Below are 26,508 nucleotides of genomic sequence, written 5' to 3'. Positions count from 1 at the left end.
TGATTTTTTAAGACATAAAATCAATAACTTATGTAAACACTTAGAATCCAAATGTCCCCAATCGTAAAAAAGCCGTTTCTATTTCATCTTATTTGCACCAACTTAAAGAAACTTGCACCACAAACGCCCACTTTTACCAACTTAGAGTAATAACTTTATAGCAACGCAAATCCCACCACCCATAAAGAAACAACATAAGCTATTGATAATAAACAACTATAATTTATTTATTTGTTTAGCCAGGCCTATTGGCACCCTCTTTGCTCATGAGAAATCAGATTGAAAAATAAAATTATCTATTTATAGGTAATAACAAGAAAAGTTAGCTAACCAATTTATTGCGCCGTTAAGCCAACTTACAAGTGGGCAAGCAAAAAGGAATTTATTATGAGCAAGAAGGCTGAAACTAAACAAAAGATCGTTGTTGTCGGAAACGGTATGGTTGGGCATAAGTTCATCGATGGTATTGTTCAAGCCAACTCTGAAGAGTTTGAAGTCATTACCTTTTGTGAAGAGTCTCGTTTAGCGTACGATCGTGTTCAACTTACCTCCTACTTTGAAGGAAAAACGGCCAACGATTTGGCAATGGCGACCGAAGGCTACTATCAAGAAAATGGCGTTAACTACCTGCTAAATACCAAAGTCGTTCAGCTTGATACTGCAAACAATCAAGTGGTTACCGACAACGGACACGTTCAGTCGTATGACAAATTAGTTCTCGCGACAGGCTCTTTTCCTTTTGTTCCACCTATCCCTGGCAACGACCAAGAACACTGTCATGTATATCGAACACTAGACGATCTCGACGCGATTGAAGCCTCTAGTAAAGAAAGTAAATCTGGCGTGGTAATCGGCGGCGGTCTCTTAGGGTTAGAAGCAGCAAATGCGGTCAAAAACCTAGGCCTTGAAACCCATGTAGTTGAGTTCGCACCACGATTAATGGCCGTTCAACTTGATGACGGTGGTGGTGCGTTACTTCGCCGAAAAATCGAAGGCTTAGGAGTTAGCGTGCACACTGAAAAAGCGACAACGGAAATCGTTGCGGGCGAAACTTCACGCTACCGTATGAACTTTGCTGACGGTACCCACTTAGAAACCGATATGATCGTTTTCTCTGCGGGAATTCGCCCACAAGATGAATTGGCTCGTACTTCTGATATCGAAATTGGTGAACGCGGTGGTATCGTAATTAATAGCCAATGCCAAACCAACTTAAGTAACGTTTACGCGATTGGTGAATGTGCACTATACGAGAATATGATTTATGGGTTAGTTGCTCCCGGTTATTCGATGGCTAAGGTCGCGGCTTCTCATATCCTGTCTAACAGCACTCATGACAACAGTTTCACTGGTGCCGACATGAGTACTAAGCTCAAGCTTCTCGGTGTCGATGTAGCCAGTATTGGCGAAGTTCATGGTCGTACTGAAGGCGCACAGTCATACACTTACAACGATGAAATCGAACAAGTTTACAAACGCCTAATCGTTTCAGCTGACGGCAAAAAAATTGTTGGCGCAGTCTTAGTCGGTGATGCTGAAGCGTATGGCACCCTTCTTCAAACTAAGCAAAATGACATGCCGCTACCAGAAAACCCAGCGGTTCTAATTCTACCAAACGTTGCTGACGATTCTGGCTCGGCAGGTGTGGGGGTCGAAGCGCTGCCTGACACCGCGATGATCTGTTCATGTTTTGACGTCACTAAAGGTGATATTAAGCAAGCGGTTGCCTCTGGGTGTACAACCATGGCTGCATTAAAAGAAACCACTAACGCTTCAACAGGCTGTGGCGGCTGCTCGGCTCTAGCAAAACAGGTTCTCGACAGTGAACTGAGTAACCTTGGTGTAGAAGTATCAAATGACATTTGCGAGCACTTCGCGTACTCACGCCAAGAGCTAACTGACATCATCCGTGTCAACAAAATCAAAACCTTCGATGAGCTCCTCGATTCACACGGCGAAGGCCTTGGTTGTACCGTTTGTAAACCCGCTGTTGGTTCTATCCTCGCGTCTTACTGGAATGATTACATTCTTGAAGACAAGCATATGGAACTGCAAGACACCAACGACATCTACCTTGGAAACATGCAAAAAGACGGCACGTACTCCGTTGTGCCTAGGATCGCAGGTGGCGAAATTACTCCAGACAAACTCATCGTATTAGGCGAAGTCGCAAAAGAGTTTGACCTCTACACCAAAATTACTGGCGGTCAACGCGTTGACTTATTTGGCGCTCAGCTTAATGAGCTGCCTATCATCTGGAAAAAGCTGATAGATGCTGGCTTTGAAACCGGACACGCTTACGGAAAATCAGTGCGTACCGTTAAATCATGTGTGGGTAGCACTTGGTGTCGTTACGGTGTCGATGACAGTGTTGGCTTAGCCATTCGCTTAGAAAATCGTTACAAAGGCTTGCGTTCACCCCACAAGATCAAATTTGCCGTCTCAGGTTGTACGCGAGAATGTGCAGAAGCGCAGTCGAAAGATATTGGTGTTATCGCTACCGATAAAGGTTGGAACTTATACATCTGCGGTAACGGTGGCATGCGCCCTCGCCACGCTGATTTGTTTGCGTCGGATTTAGATGAAGCGACATTGCTTCAATACATTGACCGTATTCTGATGTTCTACACACGAACGGCTGATCGTCTGCAACGAACTTCCGTTTGGATGGAAAACTTAGAGGGTGGCATTGAATATCTTAAGCAAGTGGTTATCGAAGACAAACTTGGCGTCGCCGCAGAGCTAGAAGCAGATATTGAACTGAATATTTCCAAGTACCAATGTGAATGGAAAACAACTATTGAGAACCCAGAGAAACTTAAACGCTTCCAGCACTTTATCAATAGCGAACAAATGGATAACAGCTTGTCGTTCATCAAAGAACGTGAACAACGTTTCCCGAAGCCTACTAAACCTTCCAAAGAACAACTAATAGAAATCACAGAAGTTCAGTAACTAGGTGGATCAACGGCAACGCCATCAAACGAATAATTTCTAGATAGTTTTGACAAGGAGAATGTCATGAAAGATTGGACTACCGTCTGTAATACGAATGATTTAACCCCTAATACGGGCATATGTGCGCTCATTGAAGACACCCAAGTAGCTATTTTCTACTGCAAACGCCAAGACAAGTTGTATGGGTTATCTAATTTCGACCCAATTGGTAAGGCAAATGTTATGTCTCGCGGTATTATTGGCTCACTCAGTGGTGAACCCTATGTGGCCTCTCCGCTCTACAAGCAACACTTTCACCTAGAAACGGGAGAGTGTTTAGAAGAGCCACAGCATCAATTGCAAACCTTTGAAGTCAGAAAACATGGTGATGAGATTCAAGTCCAACGGCCTCAATAACTTCATTGTGAGTCGTTAAACACTTGCTCGCTGGATGTTTAGCTAAACAAGAATATAGCTTCATCGCCAAGAATAAATATGACACTCCGACTGATGCCATTAACTAACCAATGGCATCACGGACAAGCATAACCAAAGGCTAGGGAAAAATACCAAGCTCTCAGAAGAAATAACTTGGTATTACCTTGATATAAAGGACTTTTAAATGGAAAGTACAAAATTTTCGCTGCTGTCATTTACAGGAAAAATGAAAGTATTACACCTCAGTTGGATGGCATTTTTTATCACCTTTGTTGTGTGGTTTAACTTCGCTCCCCTACTACAAATGGTTAAAACAGAACTAGGACTAAGCACAGAAGAAATCAAAACCTTGTTGATCCTGAACGTTGCGCTAACGATTCCAGCGCGCGTTATCATTGGCATGCTCACAGACAAATATGGGCCGAGGTTGGTTTATTCTACCCTGCTTGCGGTTTGTTCAATCCCATGTTTCATGTTCGCGTTTGCCGACTCATTTATGCAGGCCGCTATCGCGAGATTCTTATTAGGTTTCATTGGTGCTGGTTTTGTTATTGGAATCCGCTTGGTTTCTGAATGGTTTCCTCACAATGAGCTTGGCACGGCTGAAGGCATTTATGGTGGCTGGGGTAACTTTGGTTCCGCTGCCGCAGCATTTACTTTACCGACCTTAGCATTAATGTTTGGTGGCGAAGATGGTTGGCGATATGCCGTGGGTATTACTGGAGTCATGAGCCTAGCATTTTCGTTCATTTTCTATAAGAACGTGACAGACACACCAAAGGGCTCAACTTATTTCAAACCCAAGCAAGTATCCGCTATGGAAGTGACATCAAAGGGTGACTTTTTCTTCCTACTCATTATGAAGATCCCTATGTATGCCGCTCTCGCACTACTCGCATGGAAGCTGTCCCCATCGGGCATCAATATGCTATCAGCACTTGTAGTAAACGCGATTTATACTGCACTCGTTGTTCTGTACATCTATGAAGTCTCTCAAGTATGGAAAGTAAACCGTAACGTTTTTAAAGAAGAAGTACCCGAGGTTCATCGATACAAGTTCAAACAAGTCGCCGTTTTAAATGTACTTTACTTTGCAACGTTTGGTTCAGAGCTCGCAGTCATCTCAATGTTGCCTCTGTTCTTTTCTGAAACCTTTGAATTAACGCCAGTTCTTGCGGGTATGGTCGCTTCAGCTTATGCCTTCATGAACCTGATGTCTCGCCCTGGTGGCGGTTGGATTTCTGACAAGTTTGGTCGTAAACCAACGCTACTTATTCTAACGGCAGGCTTAGCTGTGGGTTACTTCGCAATGGGTCAGGTAGAGAACACATGGCCAGTATGGTTAGCGGTTGTTGCTGCAATGGGGTGCTCTTTCTTTGTTCAGGCGGGAGAAGGAGCGGTATTCGCGACAGTACCTCTCATTAAACGTCGAATGACGGGGCAAATAGCAGGTATGACTGGCGCATATGGCAACGTTGGCGCTGTGGTTTATTTAACTGTGTTGTCTTTTGTGTCTTACCAAACCTTTTTCTTAGTCATCGCTGGCACGGCCGTATTGGGCTTCATCACGCTACTCTTTATGGAAGAGCCAAACGGAAAGATAGCCGAAGTAAATGACGATGGAAGCGTCACATTAATCGATGTTTCGCATTAACGTAACTATGTAATTCGTCTTTCATCAAATCGGGAGTCAGCCTCAGTCTTATCTTTATTCTCCGATGAAGATAAGACTGTAGGTTGTCGTTCAAAGGCTCTACTGTCACTTTTAAACTTAATCGATCGCTTTAGCCCAAGGAGCAGATCTTAAATTAAAAGTACAGTTAGGGCTTTTGTTCTTCGCTGAGTTTCACTTTAGCCAAAGGAATTGGAATGGATCAGACCTTTCAAAACCCACAACATAGCGCTACGACCAGCCCCAATGTAGCTCAAAACAGTAAGCAGTTAAGTAAACAGCTAGAGCTCAGATATGGCGGTTGTTCGCTACAAGGTCTAAGAGATGAAAACCAAGATGCATTAATAGTAAAGCACCCTTCTACACTTTCAGAACGAGAGCTAAAAGGAAGCATTGCATGCATTGCCGATGGCGTCAGTTGCAGCGATCACGGCCAACAAGCAAGCCACACAAGCGTGATACAGTTCGTTACGGACTATTATGCGACCCCAAATAGTTGGACAGTAAAACACTCCGGCCAAAAAGTTCTAACTGCTCTTAACTCTTGGTTATTCAACTCTAGTGAAAAACAAAATTTAGCCCATAACGGTTTAGTCACTACTTTTAGTACCGTGATATTCAAGTCCAATACCGCTCATATTTTCCACGTCGGTGATAGCCGTATTTACCTGTTCCGAAATGGAAAATTACGTTTGCTGACTCGTGACCATCAACGTAACAGCTTTGGCAATAACCACTTCCTCACTCGTGCATTAGGCATGGATAATAAACTCGATATTGACTATCAAACCCTCACCATAGAGCAAGGCGACGTTTTCCTTCTCACCACTGATGGTGTCCATGAATATCTACCATCACAAGAATTGGTCACTGAACTTGAAAACTCAGCCCCTAACCTAGAGCACCAAGCTCAATCTATTTGCCATAAAGCGCTTAGCCAAAGTAGTAAAGACAACATTACAAGCCTGATTGTCGAAGTCACACAACTGCCTGCACCTTCCGCAATAGAGTTTCAACACAAGTTGCAAAGCCGAGCGATTCCGCCAGCACTAACTCTAGGAAATAGAATTGATAACTTCGAAGTCACTAAAGTGATTCATGCTGGTGCTCGGAGCCATGTATACGAAGTTAGACAGATAGAAACTCACCAAAGATTCGTTCTTAAAACACCGTCTCTGCACTACAGCGATGATAGGCAAACCCTTGTAAGTTTCTGTAATGAGCAATGGGCAGGTTCTCAGCTAGACAATCCCCGAATCATGAAGGTTTATCCAAGCCCACTCGATTCGAAGTTCTTGTATCAGTTATGCGAACCGATCCAAGGGATAACGTTACGACAATGGATGTACGACAACCCAGAACCTGAAGTTGATACAGTAAGAAACATCATTAAAGGTGTGATAAGTGCGGTACGCGTACTACAAAGGGCGGAGATGGTGCACCGCGACCTCAAGCCCGAAAACATAATGATTCTACCCTCGGGCGATATTAAGCTAATCGACCTTGGTGCTGTACTCGTTAAAGGACTGGAAGAGATTCAGCAAGACGACTCCCCGCTCCCACCACTCGGCGCCGCTAATTACATCGCACCGGAATATTTGAACGGGTCCTCAGCTTCGACCCAATCGGATTTGTTTTCCGTTGCAGTCATTTGCTACGAAATGCTCACTGGCCACTTACCCTACAAAGAAGTAGACACTCAGTCCCTATCTCAAGCACGCCATCAATCTTGGCAATATCGTTCAATGCTCCATGATCGGTCGCATTTGCCAAACTGGTTAGATCTAACTATCAAGAAAGCCTGCCACCCAAATCCAAAATGTCGTTATCAAGTGCTCGGTGAATTTGTCACCGATCTTACTCGCCCGAATCAACAACTAGAAAAAGAATTCAAACAGCAACCCGTATTACAACGTAACCCAGTTTTTTTCTGGAAGTGCCTAGCTGTCATGTTTGCTACCGTAGCGATTGCGGAGTTTTTAATACTGATATAAAAATGCCTCGCAAGTTGCGAGGCATTCATTCATCTACATATAGTTAGCGCTTGACTATTTTACGAGGCACCAACTCAATTCCAGCTTGATAACGCTTTGCTGACGCATTAAGCGCTAATGCCAACGCACTATCCGCTATCACTTCAAATTGCTGTGGCAAAGAATTGATTTTGGTTGGCAGGAAATCAAGCAAGCGGTTATCACCAAAAGTTGCCAATTTTAATGTGCTCATTAATTCTGGCTTTTCCAATAACACATCTAGAACCCCTTCAAGCAAAGTATAAGACGTAGTCACTATTGCATCAGGTAACTTATCTTCCTGTAACCATTGCTCTAACACGGCTTTACCCGACTCTCGGTTAAAGTGTTCGCCATATCCAATAACGGAAAGTTTCTGCTTGGCTTTTATCGCAGACTCAAAGCCCAACTGACGCTCACGAGAAATGTTAAGTTCAGATAATGCTCCAATGAGGCCCACTGACTCGATGTCTTCTTCTAGTAGAGACTGAGTTAACTCAAATGCTGCACCAAAGTCTTCACTGATTACACATGAGAAATGCTCATCATCCAATGGACGGTCAATCGCAATAACCGGCGTGCCAGATTTTTGAAGTTTGAGATAAAAATCATTGGCGTCAATCATCGCGCTTGCAACAAACAAAGCGTCGATTCGACGACTGACTAAGGCTTCTGCCACTTTCATTTCTGTCTCTGGTTCATCGTCTGAACAACCGATCAAAATTTGGTAGCCAGCCTTACGTGAGTTTTGCTCCAACAACTTAGCTAAACGCGCGTAACTGGTATTCTCTAGATCCGGAATGATTAAACCAAATGAACGGCTATTACCAGCACGCAGCGACGAAGCGGCATGGTCTGGTCGGTAGTTATACTCGTCTACCACCGCCATTACTTTCTGCTGAGTCTTTTCACTGATTCTGTATTTTTGCGCCTTGCCGTTAATCACATAGCTGGCTGTCGTTTTCGACACACCGGCTAGTTTGGCAATCTCATCTAGTGTCATATGGGTGACCTGTATTTTGTGCGTAGGATCATATAACCAATCTTTTGATCCTTGGATTAGTTGAATTATATGCTGAATCGATTCAGTATAAAAGCTGAAAGGATTCAGCAAAATCTGAAAAGTGACTTCAATCATCCTTTTGAATGGATTGAACGTCATTTGTCGTTACTAACGAGACAAACCAAGCTAACGACACGCAGCAAAACTGTTTTGGTTATCAAAATTGGCTTTGCTGAATTTTTTTTACACCGAATGCTGAACCGATTCAGCACAAAGAGCAAAGCAACGAGTAAAGCTCATTATCACTTGCTCTAAGCTGAATCGTAGCGATACACAAATTCTCAAGCGATACGCTAAAGAGGCACCATGCTTAAATTATCAAAATCTGACATCACTCTTGGTCAAACGGCCGATGATAAATTCAAGGCTATTCAAAACATTGCTGGCGACCTAACTGCGAAAGGCCTAGTGGACTCTGGTTATGTAGAAGGAATGCTGAACCGTGAAAACCAAAACTCTACATTTCTTGGTAACGGCATCGCGATCCCTCACGGCACCACAGACACTCGCGGCCTTGTAAAAGAGACAGGCGTTGCAGTACACCACTTCCCTGAAGGTATTGATTGGGCAGACGGCAACCGTGTTTACGTAGCAATTGGTATTGCAGCGAAATCTGACGAGCACTTAGGCATCCTTAAGCAGCTAACAAAGGTTCTAGCGGCGGACGGTGTTGAAGAGAAACTCAAACAAGCGAAATCAGAAGACGAAATCATCGCCCTACTTAATGGCGAAGTTCAGCTAGAAGCTGATCTAGACGCTTCTTTAGTGCAGCTACTGTTCCCAGCAAGCGACATGGTTCAAATGTCTGCTGTTGCAGGCGGTCTACTGAAGAACACAGGTTGTACAGACAACGCATTTGTTGCTGACCTAGTAACAAAAACTCCAACTCACCTAGGCCAAGGCCTGTGGTTATTGGGTAGCGATAAAGGCGTAACTCGCACCGGCGTGTCTTTCGTTTCTACAGCGAACGATTGTGAATTCGAAGGCACACCAGTAAAAGCTCTTGTGGCATTCGCGGCTTGTAACAGCGCGCACCAGTCTATTCTAACGAACCTAAGTAAAATGGTTTTTGAAGGTAAACAGCAACAACTATTAACTGCTGACGTTGCACAAGTGATTGGCCTTCTTAAAGGTGAAGCAGTTTCTACAGCGTCTGAAGGCGATGACAACTGCGCAGTATTCAAAATTAAGAACGCACACGGCCTACATGCTCGTCCTGGTGCAATGTTGGTTGCTGAAGCGAAGAAATTCGAGTCTTCTATCCGCGTTTCAAACCTAGATGGCGACGGAAAAGAAGTAAACGCGAAGAGCTTAATGAAAGTCATCGCTCTTGGCGTGAAACATGGCCACCAGCTTCAGTTCGTTGCTGAAGGTGATGATGCAGCACAAGCACTTGAATCGATCGGTAAAGCTATCGCTTCAGGTCTTGGCGAAGGTTAAGGAATCGATATGTCTGATAAACAAATCAAAGCCGTTACCGTTACGCTAAACCCTGCCCTAGACCTAACAGGCGCTATCGATGCACTGAATGTTGGCTCGGTAAGCCTAGTGAATCAAGGTTCTCTGCACGCCGCAGGCAAAGGCGTAAACGTAGCAAAAGTGCTTTCAGAGCTTGGTACGAAAGTGACCGTAACAGGTTTCCTTGGTCGCAATAACGAAGAGGCCTTCTGCCAACTGTTCGAACAGATGGGTGCAACTGACCGCTTCATCCGTGTTGACGGCGCGACTCGCATCAACGTGAAACTGGTAGAGCACTCTGGTCAAGTAAGCGACATCAACTTCCCTGGTGTTCCTGTTAATGCTGACGCAATTAAAGCGTTTGAAGAAACCTTGCTAGAACTGGCTGAAACACACGATTATTTCGTGATTGCTGGCAGCTTGCCACAAGGCGTATCACCAGAGCTATGCGCTTCTTGGGTACAACGCTTACGTGACCTAGGCAAAAAGGTTCTTTTCGACAGCAGCCGTGATGCACTTAAAGCTGGTATCAATGCACAGCCTTGGTTGATAAAGCCGAACGATGAAGAACTTTCTCAGCTATTCAATGCTGAACTGACAACACGTGACCAATGCCAACACGCAGGCCAAGCCCTAAGCGAAAAAGGCATCGACAACATCGTGGTATCACTTGGCGCTGAAGGCGTGATGTGGCTTAACCAAGGTGAATGGTTACATGCTCAACCACCGCGTATGCAAGTAGTGAGCACTGTAGGCGCAGGCGACACCTTAGTTGCTGGTCTATGTTGGGGTCATATGCAGCAAATGCCAAAACCAGAACTTATCAAATTCGCAACCGCCCTATCTGCTCTAGCCGTTTCGCAGGTAGGGGTCGGTGTAACCAGCCAACAAGAGCTGGATTCAGTACTACAAAATATCCAATTACAGGTGCTTGGTGCTCCAACTAACCAGTTAGACACAAGCAAATAGGACAAAAGGTTTATTATGAATATTACCATTATCACAGCTTGCCCAAGTGGCGTAGCAAACAGCATCATCGCAGCAGGCTTGTTAGAGCAAGCAACAAAAGCACTGGGTTGGAACGCCGCTATTGAATGCCAATCAAGCGTACTACCTGAGTCTCCAGTATCACAAGACGCTATCGACAGCAGCGACGTTGTGGTTATTGCAGCTAACACAAACATTGATAAAACACGTTTCGTAGGCAAAAAGGTTTACCAAGCAGCTATCTCTGAGTGCACTGCAGATGCAAAAGCATTTCTAGAGAAAGCGGTAGCAGAAGCAACGGTATTAGACGCATCTCAAGTTGAAAGCACTGTTGAAGTGACTGGTACTTCAGTAAACTCTTCTACAACAGCAAGCACAGGCAGCAAAAAGATCGTTGCGATTACTGCTTGTCCAACGGGTGTTGCACATACCTTCATGGCAGCAGAAGCGCTTGAAGCAGAAGGCAAACGCCTAGGTCACCAAATCAAAGTAGAAACTCGCGGCTCTGTAGGTGCGAAAAACCAACTAACAGACCAAGAAATCGCAGACGCTGACCTAGTTATCATCGCAGCAGACATCGACGTTCCACTGGATCGTTTCAACGGTAAGCCTCTTTACAAAACAACAACCAGTCCAGCTCTTAAGAAGACTCAACAAGAAGTTGAGAAAGCGTTCGCTGAAGCTAAGCCATACCAACACACAGCTTCTTCTTCACAAGCTGCACCAGCTGATGAGAAGAAAGGCGTGTACAAGCACCTTATGACAGGTGTATCTCACATGCTTCCAGTGGTTGTTGCGGGTGGTTTGATCATCGCTCTTTCTTTCGTATTCGGTATCGAAGCGTTTAAAGAAGAAGGCACACTAGCAGCTGCACTGATGACTATCGGTGGTGGTTCTGCATTCGCACTGATGATTCCTGTACTTGCTGGTTTCATTGCATTCTCGATTGCTGACCGTCCGGGTCTTGCTCCTGGTCTAATCGGCGGTATGCTGGCTAGCTCAACGGGCGCAGGCTTCCTAGGTGGTATCGCAGCTGGTTTCATTGCGGGTTACTCTGCGAAGTTCATTGCCGACAAAGTTCAACTTCCACAATCGATGGAAGCGCTTAAACCAATCCTGATCATTCCGTTTATCGCGAGTTTGTTCACTGGCCTTGTGATGGTTTACATCGTAGGTGGTCCTGTTTCTGGCGTAATGAGCGCAATGACAGACTTCCTAAACAACATGGGTACGTCTAACGCGATTCTTCTGGGTGTGATTCTAGGCGCAATGATGTGTTTCGACCTTGGTGGGCCGGTAAACAAAGCCGCTTACACATTCGGTGTTGGTCTACTGGCTTCGCAAACTTACGCTCCAATGGCAGCTATCATGGCAGCAGGTATGGTTCCAGCTCTAGGTATGGGCCTTGCAACTTTCCTTGTGAAAGACAAGTTTGAAGCAGGCGAGCGTGAAGCGGGTAAAGCATCATTCGTTCTTGGTCTATGTTTCATCTCTGAAGGTGCGATTCCATTCGCAGCGAAAGACCCAATGCGTGTTATCCCAGCATGTATGGCAGGTGGTGCACTAACGGGTGCTCTATCAATGATGTTTGGTGCACAGCTGATGGCTCCACACGGCGGTCTATTCGTGCTACTGATTCCTGGCGCTATCTCTCCAGTACTTATGTACCTAGTGGCAATTGCAGCAGGTACGTTAGTAACAGGCTTTGGCTACGCAGCACTTAAAAAGATGAGCAGCTCTAAAGTAACGGCAGAGGCTTAATCCCCCTACTCTGTTAAGCTCCTTCTATAAAGCGGCTTATTATTAAACAAAGGCTCCTCATATGAGGAGCCTTTTTATTATTCGCTATCTTGTGTGGTTAAAACCGGCAGCTGGAAAGAGAAAGTCACCCCTTCCACATCGTCATCATCTATATGGCGAATCATCTCCACCAAATATCCGTCTACGTCTAACTGTAAGCCTTGTTGCTTAACCGCGTTAAACAGCGCCTCTAAAGCCGTGCTGTAGGCGACATCGGAAACCAGATAAACATCGCTGCACAAGTAGTATCCTTCTGGAATGGTCATATCGTACCGCTCTTTAGCCACTTGCCAGTTACCGATTTCAGCGTCTATGTCGTCCCACTTGTTTCTCATCTGCTTAATTGGTGTTGTGCCCATAAGTTGTGTTGATTTCAGACCATACATTTCAAACGCGGTATCCCAGTCTGGGTCGTCTAGTTTGAGCTTCTGCATACCGCGTTCCGGATACCAAACCAACTCTGTCGGCATCGACTTAACCAACTCTTTTTCGATGGAAGACTGCACACCCGGATGCGCCAATCTCTGAATAAAATCAGCCGTCTCTTTTGGGGTCGCGTTGTAACCCATTTCTCGGATGTGCTTTGCCGTCACGCCCAGCTCACGCTTGAGCGCCTTGCCTAACGATTGTGACGACGAGAACCCACAATACTGAGCAATCTCAATCACGCTCCATGGCTCGTCATTGATCAACAAACTAACGGCAATCTGTAGACGTACTCGGCTTAAGTATTGCCCCGGAGTTTCATTAAACAGCTCAGTAAACTGGCGATGAAAATGGTATGGCGAGATCGCGCTCTCAGTTGCTATTTCTTCCCAGGTGCGACGCTCACCCCACTCTTCATGCATTAAATTAAGTGCATGGCTAAAGCGTTTTTGAAGGTGTTCTGGTAAAGATTCAACCAACGCAATCTCAGGCACCAGTTTAAAGCCAGGCACTGAGTGATAGTCAGGTTTGCTCTGTTGCGTCATACGGTCTTTGTTCTCAGACATAGAAGCTCTTGTCTCTTTCCACTTGATCGAATTCGATCGCTTGGCTTCACTATCGTCTTTGTCCTTTATAAAATCAATCATGAGCGCTCCAAAGTGAGCTGTGTCTGTACATGTGGTTCTTGTTCGACCGGCTCTTTTTCAATTAGATCTTCAGCTTGAGGCGCTTTTCGGCAAAACAGACCAAGCAACACAGGTATCAGAATCAGCGTTACCGCAGTGGCAAACAGTTCACCAAATACCAAGGATACCGCTGCAGGCTTTAGATATTGTGCTTGTTCTGCCGTTTCACTTAGTAAAGGCAGCAAGCCACACACAGTGGTTATCGTAGTTAAGAAGATCGCTCTCAAACGGCTGGTGCCTGCAATTACTAACGCCTTCTGTAGTGGCACACCTTGGCGATATTCAGCATTAAAACGCGTGATCAGCACCAACGAATCGTTAATCACGATCCCCGTCATGGCCATCATGCCGAACATCGAAAGAATGCTGATCGGCAAGTCCATCAAGTAGTGACCAAAAATCGCGCCTGCGAATCCAAACGGGATGACTGCCATGATGATCATTGGTTGCCAGTAAGACTTCAAAGGCACCGCCAACAAGATGTAGATCATCAGCAGAGTCAGAATCATCGCTGATTTAAAGCCATCCGACACTTCCCCTATCTCTTCAAACTCACCGCCCGCTCTGATGGTGACGCTTGGATATTGAAGGTGCAGAGACTCAATCGTATCTTCAAGTTGCTCACGTGTTTTCTCTGGTGATTGCAGGTCACGGTTTTGCTTCCAATAGAGGTTAATCACTTGCTCTCGGTCTCGACGATAAACCACTTGCGGCTCTTGCTCGTGACGGAACTCAGCAATATCGCCAATCATTACGCTACCACCGTTCGGCAACATGATAATGGCTTGCTGTAGCTGAGCTAAGGTTCTGCGCTCATCCCTTGGGTATTGCAGCAATACATTGGTCTCTTGCCCATTTTCTAAAAGACGATGAACTTCCCGCTCGCCAAATGCTTCGCCTGCAAGTTGAGCTAGCGTGGCTTGCGTTAAGCCAAGCTGCTGACCATATTGATTCAGCACTAAGCGAACTTGTGGTAAACCATCCTGACCATCATCGTAAACATCCGAAACGCCTTTTAAGGACGCTAAAGTATCTGCTAGCTGTTCACTGACACGAGACGCTAACTCACGATCGTTGGAGGAAATCGTCAGGAATGTGCCGCCAGCAGGCTCCTCTGCTGCGCTGAATTTGACCGAATAGGCCCCTTCAACTTGCCCAGTACTTTCGCGCCATCGTTTCAGCAGTAAATTACCCGGCAATAAGCTTAAAGATTCATTGGTAAGTTCGGCAGTGACTTCAATTTCGCCATAGCCATCAGACCAAGCAAGCAGGTTCACCACGGGCTTTTCTTGTAACGGATAATCGTCCATTAAGCCTTTCTCCACCTGAGTCATCGCTTGCTCTACTTGCAGCAAAGCTTGGCGCTGCAGTGGCAACGGCGCACCATCTTCCAGTTCAATAACAGCCGTGATATAACGCCCCGGAATCTCAGGGAACAGTGCACTTCGAATCGCCCCGTTCGACCACATACCATATGCCAGTGAGATAACCGCCACAAACCCAAGCAAAGACGCCACCTTGTAGCCAAGTGTGAACTCCAATACTGGCTTGTAAACGTTAAGATTGAACCACTGCAACCCACCTTGAGCCGCATTCTGAACCGTGGCAAAAATACTGGTCGATGGCTTTTTCACAGAGAGCTGAGCCAAGTGCGACGGTAGAATGAATTTGCTTTCAATCAGCGAGAAGATCAAAGCGAAGATCACCACGGCCGAAAACCCAGCAAGCACCTTAGCCAGTTCATTGTTAATCCATAACATGGGAGAAAATGCAGCAATGGTCGTTAGCACACCAAATACAGTTGCCACCGAAACGGAATGCACGCCCTGCCAAGCGGCTGTCTTGCCATTTATATTAGAAGAATAGCCGGTGCTACGCGTCCGTTTTTCATATATCGCTTCACCCACAACCACAGCGTCATCCACCAGCACACCGAGTACCAAGATAAAACCAAACAAGGTGATGTCGTTGATGCTGTAGTTAAAAAGCTGCATTGCGGCAAGTGTTCCAGCGAGTGCAATCGGAATTCCCATCGCGACCCAAAAAGCGAGCCTAATCTCAAGAAATATCCCAAGCAAAATCAGTACAATGAGCAAGCCTTGCCATGCGTTTTCGCTCAAACGAAACAGCTGCTCTTCAATGTAAGGCGCCATATCAGCCATGGTATTCAGCTGAATATCCGAAGGTAGAATCGCTCGTTGTGCATCCAGTGTTTCGCTGATCGCCTCACTGATTTTAAGCAGGTTATCGGTTTGGCTAGTACTGACTAGTAAAGCGATGGCATTAGAGCCGTTGTTACGCACGATAGAGCCGCTGTATTGGTAGCCTCGGCTAATCTTGGCGATGTCTCCCAAGTGTATTTTTCCGTTACTTCCCGAAATCACAACCAGCTGATTAAGCTTCTGTAAATCATCGGCATAACCGTCACCACGAATTACCATTCGGCCTTTGTCACTTATTAGCTCACCGCTACGAGACTCTAGAGAACGCTGCTCAACTAAACCTGCAAGATCTTCCAAGCTCAGCCCTAGCGCCTTGAGTTGGTCAGGGTCTGGCTCGATCACCAACTGAGGCGTTCGTGTTCCCCAGTTTGAAACCTTTGAAATTTGAGGGTTCTTCTTCAGCGCTTGTTCAAGTTGCTTAGCAATAGGTTGTAATTCATCATCGGTTCTTGGCCCAGACACCACCACAAAGGCTGCTAAATTGGTAAATTCGTTACGCACCACTTGCGGTCTTTCTGCTTGCACGGGAAAGCCGTTGATAGCGTTAACTTGGTTACGAATGTCATCCAACAATTTGTCTAAATCTGTACTGCTGGTTTTACGTACCACGACCCGTGACATTCCAGCACTCGATTGGCTGGTAATCTGCTTGATGCCTGCAATGCCACTGATCGACTCTTCGATTCGTTGCGTCACGCTCTCATCAATCTGTTGTGCAGTACCGCCAGGATAAGCCACAGTAATACTGATTGATGATGGCGCGATTTGCGGGAACGACTCGACACGCAACTGACCAAACGCCAACACACCGCTGATAACAATCGCCATCATCAACAAATTGGCAGCGACAGGGTTATTAATGAACCATTTTGTCATCCAACTCATTGGTTTGATTCCTTGATCTGTGTGACATCAGATTTACCCGCGAGCATGGCTTCAGAATGGCTACCATTGAACCTAGGCGTGACTTGTTTACCGATAAGCATGGAAGAAAGCGGATACTGCACCACGCGACGAGCCTTATCACTTCGATCATTGAAGCGAATATCAAGCTCTTGGCTGCCTTGCCCAATAAGCGTTACCGGCTCTTTTCGTAAACGATCTTCTGTGTCCAACGTCCACACATACCCATCTCGCGTCATCGCACTCAAAGGCACACTGACTACGTCTCCTTGTAGACCAAGGTTAACCACAGCCTGTACCTGTTGATTAGGGAAAAGCCTAGGCTTGTGTTGGTAAGGATTTTCAACCGACAGAACTATTTGTCTTTGGCGAGTCACCGACTCGACTTCTGGCGACACATAGCGCACCTTTGCCGGCCATTGATTCCCAGAACGACTCACGACACGAATGCTTGGCTTAACCAAGGCAGCTTGTACTTGTTGCCAATGCAATTCAGAGATTGGAAGCTCGATATCAATCGAATCACTGGCGGCCAACTCAAAGGTCACTTGCCCCGCCTCTACCCATTCTCTTGGGCTAATGTGGCGCTTCATAACAACCGCATCAAAAGGCGCGGTAATCACTGACTCTTCCACCAACTTCTGCGCACTGACATACGCCTGTTTAGCTTGTTGCAGGTTAGCTTTCGCTGCAAGCACTTGAGGCTCTCTGCGTGCAAAGGACGAACTTGTTTTTGGGTTGAGCATCTTGAGAGCGACAGTTTGTTCATGCTTAGCCTGTTTCAATTCCAACTCCGCTTGCTTTAACGCACTTAACGCTTGCGCCAAGTTCGCATCGACGGCGCTGGTATCTAGCCTTGCTAACACATCGCCTTTTTTGACTAAATTCCCCGGTTCGATACTTTCATTCAACCATTTCAATTGAGCACTACTGGACGCTTTAAGTTGAATTGGCCAGCGAGCAGCGGTTAGGCCTAGTACAGTTAACGTCGATTCGTGCTGCGAAGGGGTCACCTCCAACACAGAAGCGGGTGTCAGTACTGCTTGCCTCTTCACGGGCTCTACTGCATCAGGTTCCAATTCATCGACAACAATCAAGGCAGCAAAGATAGCCGCACAACCGACTAATACCGAAAGTGGCTTTTTAAACTTCATAAGGCATCTCCTTGGTAGCCTCTTGGACAGAGGTATGATTGAGTCGCTGACTGATTTCAGTAAGACGAGAAAGGGTTTGCAGCGTAATTGGTAGCATCACTGCGGTTTCAACAAACTCTAGCGAATAGGTAACGATTGAGAACACTTGTCCTGCAGTCGGCTGAATAAGCTGGCTAACCATCCACAAATTGCCTACGACTGCGCCAAACAGCACGGTAAAGATCAGTCCGTAAACAATCGCCTCAGTGTCTGAAAGCTTGATTTCACACTGTTTAAGTCGCTCAAAGTGCCAACGAAGCGCAGACAAGCGAACACCGCTCAACAGTTGAACCTGCTGTTCGACTTGATCGTTAAATTGGCCATTAAGCCGCGTGAAGGTCTGGTGGAACAAACCATAGATGGCGAGCATCGACAGCCCAGCAAACAACATGCAAAGCGCCAGTGAGAAATGGAATGTGGAGAGAATCACCACAGTCGCAACAAGCTGCACTACTGCCGTCATCAAAGCGGGTAAATCGTCTTCTAAGAAATCAACCAGCTCACGCGACATTGTGAGACGAGCGTCTTTGGTGGATACAGATAAGCCACGCAGGTTTCGCTCCACGATATTCGCCAGTTTTACACGAATCGCCCCATAAACACGGGTGTCGTAGAAACGGCGAACCACGCTGAGAATGACCAACACAAAGAGGATCAGTGCCAGCATCATCAAAGGCTGGAAGCTTTGGTTTAACACGCCGTCGATGGCGTAACCAATAAACAGCGGCAACAGAATAAGCATCACGTTTTCAGCAAGGACCATTAACCAAGTCGCAGCGACCTTCAATGGGTTAAGCCGAATAATCATTAGCAGAGAGATGGGATGTTTGAATAGCATTATTGAGCCCATAAATGAATATGGCGTCAGTATTACCAATTCGGCATGGGAAAAAGTGTCCCAGATTGCTGTATTAGAAAATTAGGCACCAGACTCGCCAAACAAGCAACTCGGTTACCTTTTGTTTACCTTGGCTCCTTTACTGTCCTTGATAAGAAAAATGAAAAACAAGGAAAGAGCATGAAAAAGTGCTTTATCTTGCTTAATCAATAGCTGCACACGAGGGTCTGTTCGTACTACTGATTCCGGGCGCTATCTCACCAATTCTTATGTACCTTGAGGCGATTGCGGCGGTAACAGACTTTGGTTACGCTACATTTAAAAAGATGTCAGACAATAACGAAAAGAAAGCCTCAACAGCTTAATTCGCTCATACAAACTAACTTAGAATTTGAAAAGGCCCCCCTCACTTTTCCGGTCTATGCCTTTAGCAGAGCCCCTGAAGGTACTTTTTATTACCTTGTATTCAGCTATTTGCACCTTCAACTCGATTTCTCCCCCGAGCTTTCGCTTGATATAGCGCTTCATCAGCTTGCTTAATCAGGGATTCATAGCCCTGTCCAACGGATGGTGTCAGCGTTGCCACTCCAATGCTCATGGTGACTATTTTTTGTCCTTCCACGCCGGTATTTGAAAATGGGATTTCAGCAAACGCTAGATTTCGTCTCACCATTTCTGCAACTTTCAAGGCTTCCCCAAAATCTGTATTACTTAAAATCATCGCAAATTCTTCTCCCCCATATCGAGCCACAATATCTTGTGGAACATCACGCCCGTTATCGAGTTCAAGAATCTTGGCGATACTTTTTAGGCACACATCTCCCGCTTGATGACCATAGGTATCGTTGTATTTCTTGAAATCATCGACATCCATCATAAGTAACGAAACTGGCGCATTTCGCTTTAAGGCTTTCTTCCATAGCTCACTGAGTTTATTGTCAAACGCACGTCGATTTGGAATCCCAGTTAAGCCATCACTCGAAGCCAAGGTTTTGAGTTTTCGATTGCTACCTTCAAGATCTTGTTGAACGCGTTTCAGCTTTTCTTCAGTTCGTACTCGTTCAATAATCTGGCTCTGTAAATCGGTATTCATCTTCATCAAGCTTTCCGTACGTTCTGCCACCTGTGTTTCAAGCGCAGTTTGATTTTGCGACATGTACTCAAGAGCTTTCGAACGATTTCGAACCATGATTAACGACAGCGCTGCCGCCAATATTGCGGTCAAACATAAGCTTCCAAGAATGGCATTTCTTGAGATGACAAAAGAATTCATTGCTTCTGATACGTCAATTTCCGTTGCAATGCCTATATTAAGTTCACTATGCCAACTCCATGATCCCATCACCTTAACGCCTCGGTAATCTCGGTAACCTTCAACATTAAACCCATTCGCTTTCAATAGACCTTGTTTTACCGAGTAAGTAAACGACCTTTCAGAAACCGGAACAGAAGATTGCTCGCCAGTCGTTAGGTCCGCTTGGGGATCCAATAACTGAATGTTAAGGCTTGAACCTTCTTTTCGGTTGATAATACCCAGTGAGAAGAGCTCGTCTTCAAATCGGCTTTCAGTCAGCATGATCCCCTGAGAATCAAAGGCATAAGTTTCACCAGTATCCCCTATTCTTCCTAAACGCATTATGCGGCTAAAACTATTAATTGAGTCTATCCGAATCGCGAGCACAGCAATTACCGCTCCTTTAGCATTTCGAATTGGGGCGGCGGCAAACATGGTGGGAGGAAGCGTTCGCATTTGGTTATCACGGCTCATTAATGGCACATCCGACAATATCGGCGGTACAATTAGCGCCTGACCAGCGACGACTTTATCGAACAAGTCCCCTCGCTGTAGCGCTATAAGATTGGTTTCACCTAGATTAACATCACGCATTGAGCTCATATTGACCGCATCAAGCGCAATAATGAAAAAGCCCTGATAACCAAAAGCGATAATCTCGGGATTGAGTAGTTCTCTGATTTGTTTCTGCAGGTATTGAGTATGAGCGCGACTACTGGAGGTGAGTAATTGTTCAGTAAGGGAAACGACTTCATGTCGACGAGCAATCGTTTCGGCTTTGACACGGTGGTTGTTCGACCACAACGTTAATGCTTCGTCTATCGTATGAATAACCGCATTAAGCGACTTTCCAACCGTCAAGCGATGCTCTTTTTCAATAATCGCAAGGCCTTGTAAGCCGATAAAAATGACACCAGCAAAGAACACCATCACCATTAGCGGGTCACGAAACTTTCCCATGGATACTCCTAACGTCCATACCTTTCATAAGCTTAGAAGTATCTGGGTTAGATGTCATTCAGGGTTTTGCGATGCAATAGTGATATTTTAATTTTATTTATCAATCACTTATATTTGGCAATTTTATAAATAATGAGTTGACTCATTTTTGAGACTATGAGAAATCTTCTATATAGAAAAGCTGGCAATCGAAATTAATAGACTCTCACTAGAGAATAAAACTAAATGGTACTCCCAATGAGGCCTTAGATGCGTTCGCTTTGTGCTGAAGGACGTAAAGAGAAGAGTTCCAACCCTTAGGGGAAACGTAACCAAGCACCTCAGATAAAATGCTTGGTACGCATGATTAGCTCGATAAGGTTTCTTCGAAGACACCGAGTTCACGGCCTAGCCAGATTGCACGCTCAGTATGGTCTAGCGTCTCTTCTCCTCCCGTCACCGGATGAATCAGAACAGACATGTCGCCACGAGCTTCGTCTAACCACTCAATAATTTTGTGATCATTATTTAGAAAGTGCATTTCAAACATTGGCATTTTATGTGGCCCAACCAGCCTTTGAACCAGCGGGAAAGTTTCTAGCACGTCTTTTCTTTCTGCGATTATTCGCTTACGAAGTGCCTCCGCAGGCTCAACATTTCTTAACGCAAAATATACGTGTGCGTGATACATCAGTATTTCCTTTCTTATATTTATTACGTTTAGTGTAACGCTTCACTGATCTAGGTTCACACTAATTTTTACTTAAATCACAGAATAACTTAAGGCCTACCTTGACCTAACTTTTCATGGATAAAATCAACCAATAGCCGTGTTCGTTTGGCCATCTGCTTTCTAACCGGATACACCAGCGACAGCTGTAATTCCTGTAAGTAGAAGTCGGTGAGCACAGGAACCAATTGTTGCGTTTCAACTAAACGTTCGGCCGTAATTTCTGCAAGGAAACCAACGCCAAACCCTTGCTCGATTAACGGAACATAACTGGCGATATTATTTGCTTGGTGTACATAATTCGGTGTGATTGAGTGAATATTGCCGTTTTCATCAACCAATGAAATCGAGGCCATCACTGACTCCATCTTCACATTCACCCATGCGCATTCAGCTAATTCTTCAATGCTCTGAGGTATCGCAACCATATTTGGTGAAGCATACAGTTTTAACTTAGTCGTCACTAAAGGCTTTGCTATCAAGTTGGAATCAGGAAGATCACCTGATCGAATCGCTAAATCAATGGAGTCGTCGATGATTGACTGGGTTTGGTCGGTGATCAGAAAATCAAACGTGACCAACGGATATTGGTGGGTAAATTCTTTCAAGATCGGCAGTAGCAAGGTTTCGTACTGATCTTGCGTTGTGGTGATTTTAATCGCCCCTTTGATGTCATCTTCAAAGCTTTTGACTTCTTCAAGCCCCTCAATCGCAGATGGCAGTATTGATTTTACTTTGTGGTGAAATGCGACGCCTTCTTTTGTTACCACCACCTTTCGAGTGCTACGTTGTAACAACTTCACACCTAAGTGCGCTTCAAGCCTCGCCACTTGTTCACTGACTTTTCCTCTAGGCATCGATAGCTTTTCTCCAGCTGCTGTAAAACTGCCTGTTTCGACCACACACGAAAAAATAGCTATCGATTTTAAATAATTAACCATTGCATCTACCACGCCACCATTGATACCAAAACAGTATCAAACTGTTACCTTTAAGACCACTTATTACCAACAATGAAGCGCTATACACTACTCCTATCTCGAGTAAGGAGTAAAAATCATGCAAAAACTCGCAATCATTGGTGGCACAGGGCGTGTCGGTAAATTAGTGATTAAAACGGCGATTGAACAAGGCTATGCACTCAATGTACTAGCTCGCGATCCATCAAAAGTCCCTCATCATCCACATATCACAGTTATTACTGGCAGTGCTACTGATAAAGGAGCATTGGAGGCATTAGTTCATGGGACCATTGCTGTAGTCTCTACACTAGGTCCTTCCGGCATGAACCAAAGCCTAAAAGCTGCGAAAGTTTCCGCCAAAGAACATACCTCGACCAAAAGCACCGAACTTTTGCTCCCAATTATGAAAGAGCACGGTATCGACAGGTTTATTCTATGTGGCGGCGCAAGCCTTCAGCACCCTGACGATAACAACAGTTGGTTCATGAACTTCATGCTTACCCGTGTCGCGCACAAGATCCTTGGGGAAATGACCGTTGATAGACAAAATGAACTTTGTCTTCTTCAGAAAAGTGATATTTACTACACCATCGCTCGTGCCGCGAAAATGGACGATGACCCAGCGAAAGCCCCGCTTAAAACCAGTAATAGTCGTTTTCAAGGTGGGACTATTTCAACCCAGTCATTGGCTGATTTCTTAGTTAGCCAAGTTAAAGAAAGTAATTACATAAACAAAGCCGTTTACGTAGCAACTTAACTCTGGAACGAAAACGCCTTATGGCTCCTGTGCTACGTTTGAAGGGGTGGTTAACGAAACAAGGATTTCGTATGCCCCTTTTTAGGGGGTATCACTTAGTGGTTAGTTGGCGCACAAAAGACAGCTTACTCTGCTCGTTCAGCCTGAGTGTTTTTCAAAGGGTATTGCTCACTTTTGAACGCATCAAAATAAGTTTGGTATTTCCCGCTTTCACGGAATTCTTTTAGTTTCGCGTTAAAGTTTTTAAGTAACTCTGGACTACCTTCAAGGCTTTTAGGGAAAAGCACGTAGCTATAGTTATTTAACACTGGCTTTGGATGGTGGGTAACTAATGGCCTTTTGTCAGCAAGCTCTGTCATCAATGTCGAGTAGCCAACGTTCACTTCTTGAATGTATAAATCAGTACGGCCTTTGATAAGCTTTCTAAAATTAAGTTCAGGGGAATGCTCACGCACCATGGTGAGCTTTTCGCTTGCTAACAAGCTATCGAACTCAGCACCATAGCTGTACTTGATATCGCCACCTATTGTGTAGGCCCACAACTGCTCAAGCTGATTCCAATCGAATGGCTTGTCTTTTAAATGAAAGAAGACAAATTGCTCGGTTAATATCGGATCACTGTAGTAGTAATCTGCCGCACGCTCAGGTTTATACATCCATACAGCAGTTAGGTTGATGTTTCCTTTGACCCCGTTGCTGTATGCTCGTTTCCACGGGAAAAACATCACCTCAGAGTCGTAACCTGCCTCGGCTAGAATATCGACAATCAAATCAGTGAGGAATCCGTTTTTTTCAATGCTTTCTGAAATGTACGGAGGCCACTCACCGACACCGATTTTGAGTGTTTGAGCTTTAGACTGAGTGCTAATGAGCACACTAAATAAAATTGAAAACAGCAATAAAGCGGAAGCAACGCTGCTTCTAAATTTGCCAATATTGCTAAAATATGCCTGTGCAGCCACTACTTCCATCCCTGAATTACGCGCATATCGTGTGCCAAATCACACGGCATTATAAGTATTATATCTATCAGTATAGGTTATTATAAAACAATACTTTTATTACAAATTCAACACTAGTTTTTTATTAGGTAAATCTAGAGATTATAAAGGAAAAACGGCTCTATTCCGCCCCGAGCGTTTTGCTTCATATAAGTTCTGATCGGCCTTTCGGAAATACCCGTCATCATTGGACAATTCAGCTGACGATGCAGGCAAACTCACCCCAATGGACGTCGTGATATCAAGTTCACCCACAGCTGTTACATACGGTGACTGGTTTATGATTTCTAATACCTGATGGACGCGCTGCTCGACTATCACATCGTCTTTAATTAGCAATAGGAATTCTTCCCCTCCCCAACGGATCAATAATTCACTCTCTGCGGCTAGGTTCTTTAAACGTTTGGCGGTCTCTATCAAAACTTCGTCGCCCACGTCATGACCATGCTTATCGTTAACTTGTTTGAAGTGGTCCAAATCCAAGAGTACGACTCGATACAAAACCTCTGCATCCAGCACCCCATTTGATGACAATTGATTATGATAGAAACGGCGGTTGTTTAACTTGGTCAGTTGATCAACATTGGAGAGCGTTTCCAGTTCTTTATTCTTAGTTTCGACAGAAAAGGCCTTACGTAAAACCAATACAAGCACGGCAGCAACCAAACCTATCCATACATAAGCCAACTGCAATCTCAACTTTTCCTTACTTAACTGCAGCTCGGTCAATTTCTTTTCTACATCCAGCAATTCCTTTTCTTGCTGTACTTGCTCAGTGGCGAACGCGCGCTCCAAATCGTACACTTTAGTCAAAAGTTGCTGTTTGTCTTCATGATGAAAAGTTCGATACATCTCTAACGCTAATTGAGGTTCATCCAAGCGTTCAAATACCTTAGATTTATGCTCATACGCTCGAATCAACCAGCGATCATGGTCTATTGACTGGAAAGTGACAATTGCAGCATTGATGGTAACCAGAGCTTGCTCATATTCCCCAGTTTCGAATAATGCTCTCGACTTGAGTAAATGGCACTGCCCGTATTCAAGTGGATAGCTTTGCGCCAACGGCAGACTAATACATTGAGACGAAGCACTGTTCGCGGTAGCAAAGTCGTCTACCAATAAGGATATCTCTGCGTCACCTTTTAGCTTGATCATCTTCTGACGAACATCAGCGTTATTTTCGTCGTAATACTGCAGCGACTCTTTGTATGCACGCAATGCTTGCTCAACGTTACCCAGCTTTTTGTAAACATAAGAGGTATTGAGCATGATTATTTGCAAAGTTTCTGGTTGGTCAACGCCATTCTTTACAGCTAAGTCATGAGCTTGCTTTAGATACTCAAGAGCTTTATCCCATTTTTCTATGTGCAAATATAACAGCGCCAAATTATTGAGAATCGTACTAATATATTGCTCATCACCAAGCTCTCTCGCCACTCGTAGGCCTCGAGTAAAATAGTGTTGCGCTTCAATTAGCTGATTCATAGAGTTACTTACATACCCAGCGGCATTGTAAGCTTTTGGCAATAGAAATAGCGCGTTAATATCTTCTGCGACTTTAATTGCCCGCTCAATTAACTCGTTCGCGTCTTCCAGTTCTCCGTGTTGGACTTGCCTTACCGCTTCACTGCTCAGTAACTGCGCCTTAAGCCAATCTAAATGGTTCGCTTGTTCTAAGTCCGTTAGCTGAGTCGTTAAACTAGGTACAAGCGCAAGCTCTTGCTGGCGATATGCAATGTTCATTCGCGTGAGTAGCCAATACGCTTTTTGAGTAGGAGTAAATGTTTGTTCGAATTGTTCTTGTAACGAGGAAAGCAGTTCTAAAGCCTGCACGGAGTCTGTTTTAGCAAGTCGGTGAATCGATATTAACTCTCGACCTATCGGTGAGAGATTGAGTTCGTCTTCTGGATCAAACGGTGCGATGCTTGAAGAAGCTGCGCTGTCTGGTTGGAGTAATACCGTGTCTACTGTAACCGCAGTCAACGCGATAAAACCAACGACCAATACTGACAGCAATACGCCATTTCTCATACCGAGGTACCCTTCACACTCATAGCTGCCGCGATGTTACTATGAGGCTATAAATACGACAATATAAAATCCGCCGCCTAGCTGCCTCTCTATTATCAACACCTTGGCTCGCTACATTATTTCAATAAATTAAAGCCGCGAGTAATTCAAAGTATA

At 45.0% G+C, this 26,508-nt stretch carries 18 protein-coding genes; 8 read left to right on the top strand and 10 right to left on the bottom strand.

Annotation, left to right across the window (positions count from 1 at the left end; translation table 11 throughout):
* Window positions 1–387: 387 nt before the first annotated feature.
* The 4 genes from nirB (at window position 388) to ELZ11_RS10590 (ending at window position 7,041) form a co-directional block, all read left to right on the top strand.
* Complete coding sequence (nirB, locus tag ELZ11_RS10605) at window positions 388–2,955, top strand: nitrite reductase large subunit NirB (RefSeq protein ID WP_137357377.1); 2,568 nt, start codon at window positions 388–390, stop codon at window positions 2,953–2,955.
* A gap of 66 nt (window positions 2,956–3,021) precedes the next feature.
* The gene (nirD, locus tag ELZ11_RS10600) at window positions 3,022–3,354 is read left to right on the top strand and encodes a nitrite reductase small subunit NirD (protein WP_137357376.1); all 333 of its coding nucleotides are present in this window, start codon (window positions 3,022–3,024) and stop codon (window positions 3,352–3,354) included.
* A 205-nt stretch (window positions 3,355–3,559) separates the two neighbouring features.
* Complete coding sequence (locus ELZ11_RS10595) at window positions 3,560–5,029, top strand: NarK family nitrate/nitrite MFS transporter (protein WP_137357375.1); 1,470 nt, start codon at window positions 3,560–3,562, stop codon at window positions 5,027–5,029.
* 215 nt (window positions 5,030–5,244) lie between these two features.
* Window positions 5,245–7,041, top strand: coding sequence for a bifunctional protein-serine/threonine kinase/phosphatase (locus ELZ11_RS10590; protein WP_137357374.1), 1,797 nt, complete (start codon window positions 5,245–5,247; stop codon window positions 7,039–7,041).
* A 43-nt stretch (window positions 7,042–7,084) separates the two neighbouring features.
* Here ELZ11_RS10590 and cra read toward each other — a convergent pair whose 3' ends face one another.
* The gene (gene cra / locus ELZ11_RS10585) at window positions 7,085–8,221 is read right to left on the bottom strand and encodes a catabolite repressor/activator (RefSeq protein ID WP_137357373.1); all 1,137 of its coding nucleotides are present in this window, start codon (window positions 8,219–8,221) and stop codon (window positions 7,085–7,087) included.
* A gap of 207 nt (window positions 8,222–8,428) precedes the next feature.
* On the opposite strand from cra, the gene fruB reads away from it, so the two are divergent.
* From fruB to fruA, 3 genes are read left to right on the top strand one after another with little or no spacing between them, the layout of a single operon-like run.
* Window positions 8,429–9,562 (top strand): fused PTS fructose transporter subunit IIA/HPr protein, encoded by a 1,134-nt coding sequence (fruB, locus tag ELZ11_RS10580; RefSeq protein ID WP_004740266.1) that lies wholly within the window; start codon window positions 8,429–8,431, stop codon window positions 9,560–9,562.
* 9 nt (window positions 9,563–9,571) lie between these two features.
* Window positions 9,572–10,549, top strand: coding sequence for a 1-phosphofructokinase (gene pfkB, locus ELZ11_RS10575; protein WP_137357372.1), 978 nt, complete (start codon window positions 9,572–9,574; stop codon window positions 10,547–10,549).
* Window positions 10,550–10,564: 15 nt separating this feature from the next.
* Complete coding sequence (gene fruA, locus ELZ11_RS10570) at window positions 10,565–12,328, top strand: PTS fructose transporter subunit IIBC (RefSeq protein ID WP_137357371.1); 1,764 nt, start codon at window positions 10,565–10,567, stop codon at window positions 12,326–12,328.
* A 77-nt stretch (window positions 12,329–12,405) separates the two neighbouring features.
* Here the strand turns inward: fruA and ELZ11_RS10565 are convergent, their stop codons facing one another.
* From ELZ11_RS10565 to ELZ11_RS10535, 7 genes are all read right to left on the bottom strand, one after another.
* On the bottom strand, window positions 12,406–13,440 hold the full coding sequence (locus ELZ11_RS10565) for a helix-turn-helix transcriptional regulator (protein ID WP_137357370.1): 1,035 nt from the start codon (window positions 13,438–13,440) through the stop codon (window positions 12,406–12,408).
* Window positions 13,437–16,586, bottom strand: a complete 3,150-nt coding sequence (locus ELZ11_RS10560; RefSeq protein WP_137357369.1) for an efflux RND transporter permease subunit — start codon at window positions 16,584–16,586, stop codon at window positions 13,437–13,439. The genes ELZ11_RS10565 and ELZ11_RS10560 overlap by 4 nt, the downstream gene beginning before the upstream one ends.
* The gene (locus ELZ11_RS10555) at window positions 16,583–17,758 is read right to left on the bottom strand and encodes an efflux RND transporter periplasmic adaptor subunit (RefSeq protein WP_137357368.1); all 1,176 of its coding nucleotides are present in this window, start codon (window positions 17,756–17,758) and stop codon (window positions 16,583–16,585) included. The genes ELZ11_RS10560 and ELZ11_RS10555 overlap by 4 nt, the downstream gene beginning before the upstream one ends.
* Complete coding sequence (locus ELZ11_RS10550) at window positions 17,748–18,635, bottom strand: ABC transporter six-transmembrane domain-containing protein (RefSeq protein WP_137357367.1); 888 nt, start codon at window positions 18,633–18,635, stop codon at window positions 17,748–17,750. The genes ELZ11_RS10555 and ELZ11_RS10550 overlap by 11 nt, the downstream gene beginning before the upstream one ends.
* A 466-nt stretch (window positions 18,636–19,101) precedes the next feature.
* Window positions 19,102–20,889: a diguanylate cyclase gene (locus ELZ11_RS10545; protein ID WP_137357366.1), complete on the bottom strand. Its 1,788-nt coding sequence runs from the start codon at window positions 20,887–20,889 to the stop codon at window positions 19,102–19,104.
* 346 nt (window positions 20,890–21,235) lie between these two features.
* The gene (locus ELZ11_RS10540) at window positions 21,236–21,559 is read right to left on the bottom strand and encodes a DOPA 4,5-dioxygenase family protein (protein WP_137357365.1); all 324 of its coding nucleotides are present in this window, start codon (window positions 21,557–21,559) and stop codon (window positions 21,236–21,238) included.
* Window positions 21,560–21,648: 89 nt separating this feature from the next.
* On the bottom strand, window positions 21,649–22,539 hold the full coding sequence (locus tag ELZ11_RS10535) for a LysR family transcriptional regulator (RefSeq protein WP_137357364.1): 891 nt from the start codon (window positions 22,537–22,539) through the stop codon (window positions 21,649–21,651).
* A 118-nt stretch (window positions 22,540–22,657) separates the two neighbouring features.
* Between ELZ11_RS10535 and ELZ11_RS10530 the strand changes: the two genes are divergently transcribed.
* The gene (locus ELZ11_RS10530) at window positions 22,658–23,317 is read left to right on the top strand and encodes an NAD(P)-dependent oxidoreductase (RefSeq protein ID WP_137357363.1); all 660 of its coding nucleotides are present in this window, start codon (window positions 22,658–22,660) and stop codon (window positions 23,315–23,317) included.
* Window positions 23,318–23,442: 125 nt separating this feature from the next.
* Here the strand turns inward: ELZ11_RS10530 and ELZ11_RS10525 are convergent, their stop codons facing one another.
* Together ELZ11_RS10525 and ELZ11_RS10520 are read right to left on the bottom strand one after the other, a co-directional pair.
* The gene (locus ELZ11_RS10525) at window positions 23,443–24,279 is read right to left on the bottom strand and encodes a substrate-binding periplasmic protein (protein ID WP_167494662.1); all 837 of its coding nucleotides are present in this window, start codon (window positions 24,277–24,279) and stop codon (window positions 23,443–23,445) included.
* A gap of 141 nt (window positions 24,280–24,420) precedes the next feature.
* Complete coding sequence (locus ELZ11_RS10520; protein ID WP_137357361.1) at window positions 24,421–26,352, bottom strand: diguanylate cyclase domain-containing protein; 1,932 nt, start codon at window positions 26,350–26,352, stop codon at window positions 24,421–24,423.
* Between the last annotated feature and the right edge of the window lie 156 nt (window positions 26,353–26,508).

Source organism: Vibrio profundi (assembly GCF_005281835.1).
In the GTDB taxonomy this organism is placed as follows: Bacteria; Pseudomonadota; Gammaproteobacteria; order Enterobacterales; family Vibrionaceae; genus Vibrio; species Vibrio profundi.
This window is presented reverse-complemented; position numbering and strand designations above follow the sequence as displayed.

What these genes read in the sequence shown, in the direction of transcription:
- nirB (WP_137357377.1), top strand. Translation starts at nt 388, where the DNA reads ATGAGCAAGAAGGCTGAAACTAAACAAAAGATCGTTGTTGTCGGAAAC.
- nirD (WP_137357376.1), top strand. Translation starts at nt 3,022, where the DNA reads ATGAAAGATTGGACTACCGTCTGTAATACGAATGATTTAACCCCTAAT.
- ELZ11_RS10595 (WP_137357375.1), top strand. Translation starts at nt 3,560, where the DNA reads ATGGAAAGTACAAAATTTTCGCTGCTGTCATTTACAGGAAAAATGAAA.
- ELZ11_RS10590 (WP_137357374.1), top strand. Translation starts at nt 5,245, where the DNA reads ATGGATCAGACCTTTCAAAACCCACAACATAGCGCTACGACCAGCCCC.
- cra (WP_137357373.1), bottom strand. Translation starts at nt 8,221, where the DNA reads ATGACGTTCAATCCATTCAAAAGGATGATTGAAGTCACTTTTCAGATT.
- fruB (WP_004740266.1), top strand. Translation starts at nt 8,429, where the DNA reads ATGCTTAAATTATCAAAATCTGACATCACTCTTGGTCAAACGGCCGAT.
- pfkB (WP_137357372.1), top strand. Translation starts at nt 9,572, where the DNA reads ATGTCTGATAAACAAATCAAAGCCGTTACCGTTACGCTAAACCCTGCC.
- fruA (WP_137357371.1), top strand. Translation starts at nt 10,565, where the DNA reads ATGAATATTACCATTATCACAGCTTGCCCAAGTGGCGTAGCAAACAGC.
- ELZ11_RS10565 (WP_137357370.1), bottom strand. Translation starts at nt 13,440, where the DNA reads ATGATTGATTTTATAAAGGACAAAGACGATAGTGAAGCCAAGCGATCG.
- ELZ11_RS10560 (WP_137357369.1), bottom strand. Translation starts at nt 16,586, where the DNA reads ATGAGTTGGATGACAAAATGGTTCATTAATAACCCTGTCGCTGCCAAT.
- ELZ11_RS10555 (WP_137357368.1), bottom strand. Translation starts at nt 17,758, where the DNA reads ATGAAGTTTAAAAAGCCACTTTCGGTATTAGTCGGTTGTGCGGCTATC.
- ELZ11_RS10550 (WP_137357367.1), bottom strand. Translation starts at nt 18,635, where the DNA reads ATGCTATTCAAACATCCCATCTCTCTGCTAATGATTATTCGGCTTAAC.
- ELZ11_RS10545 (WP_137357366.1), bottom strand. Translation starts at nt 20,889, where the DNA reads ATGGGAAAGTTTCGTGACCCGCTAATGGTGATGGTGTTCTTTGCTGGT.
- ELZ11_RS10540 (WP_137357365.1), bottom strand. Translation starts at nt 21,559, where the DNA reads ATGTATCACGCACACGTATATTTTGCGTTAAGAAATGTTGAGCCTGCG.
- ELZ11_RS10535 (WP_137357364.1), bottom strand. Translation starts at nt 22,539, where the DNA reads ATGGTTAATTATTTAAAATCGATAGCTATTTTTTCGTGTGTGGTCGAA.
- ELZ11_RS10530 (WP_137357363.1), top strand. Translation starts at nt 22,658, where the DNA reads ATGCAAAAACTCGCAATCATTGGTGGCACAGGGCGTGTCGGTAAATTA.
- ELZ11_RS10520 (WP_137357361.1), bottom strand. Translation starts at nt 26,352, where the DNA reads ATGAGAAATGGCGTATTGCTGTCAGTATTGGTCGTTGGTTTTATCGCG.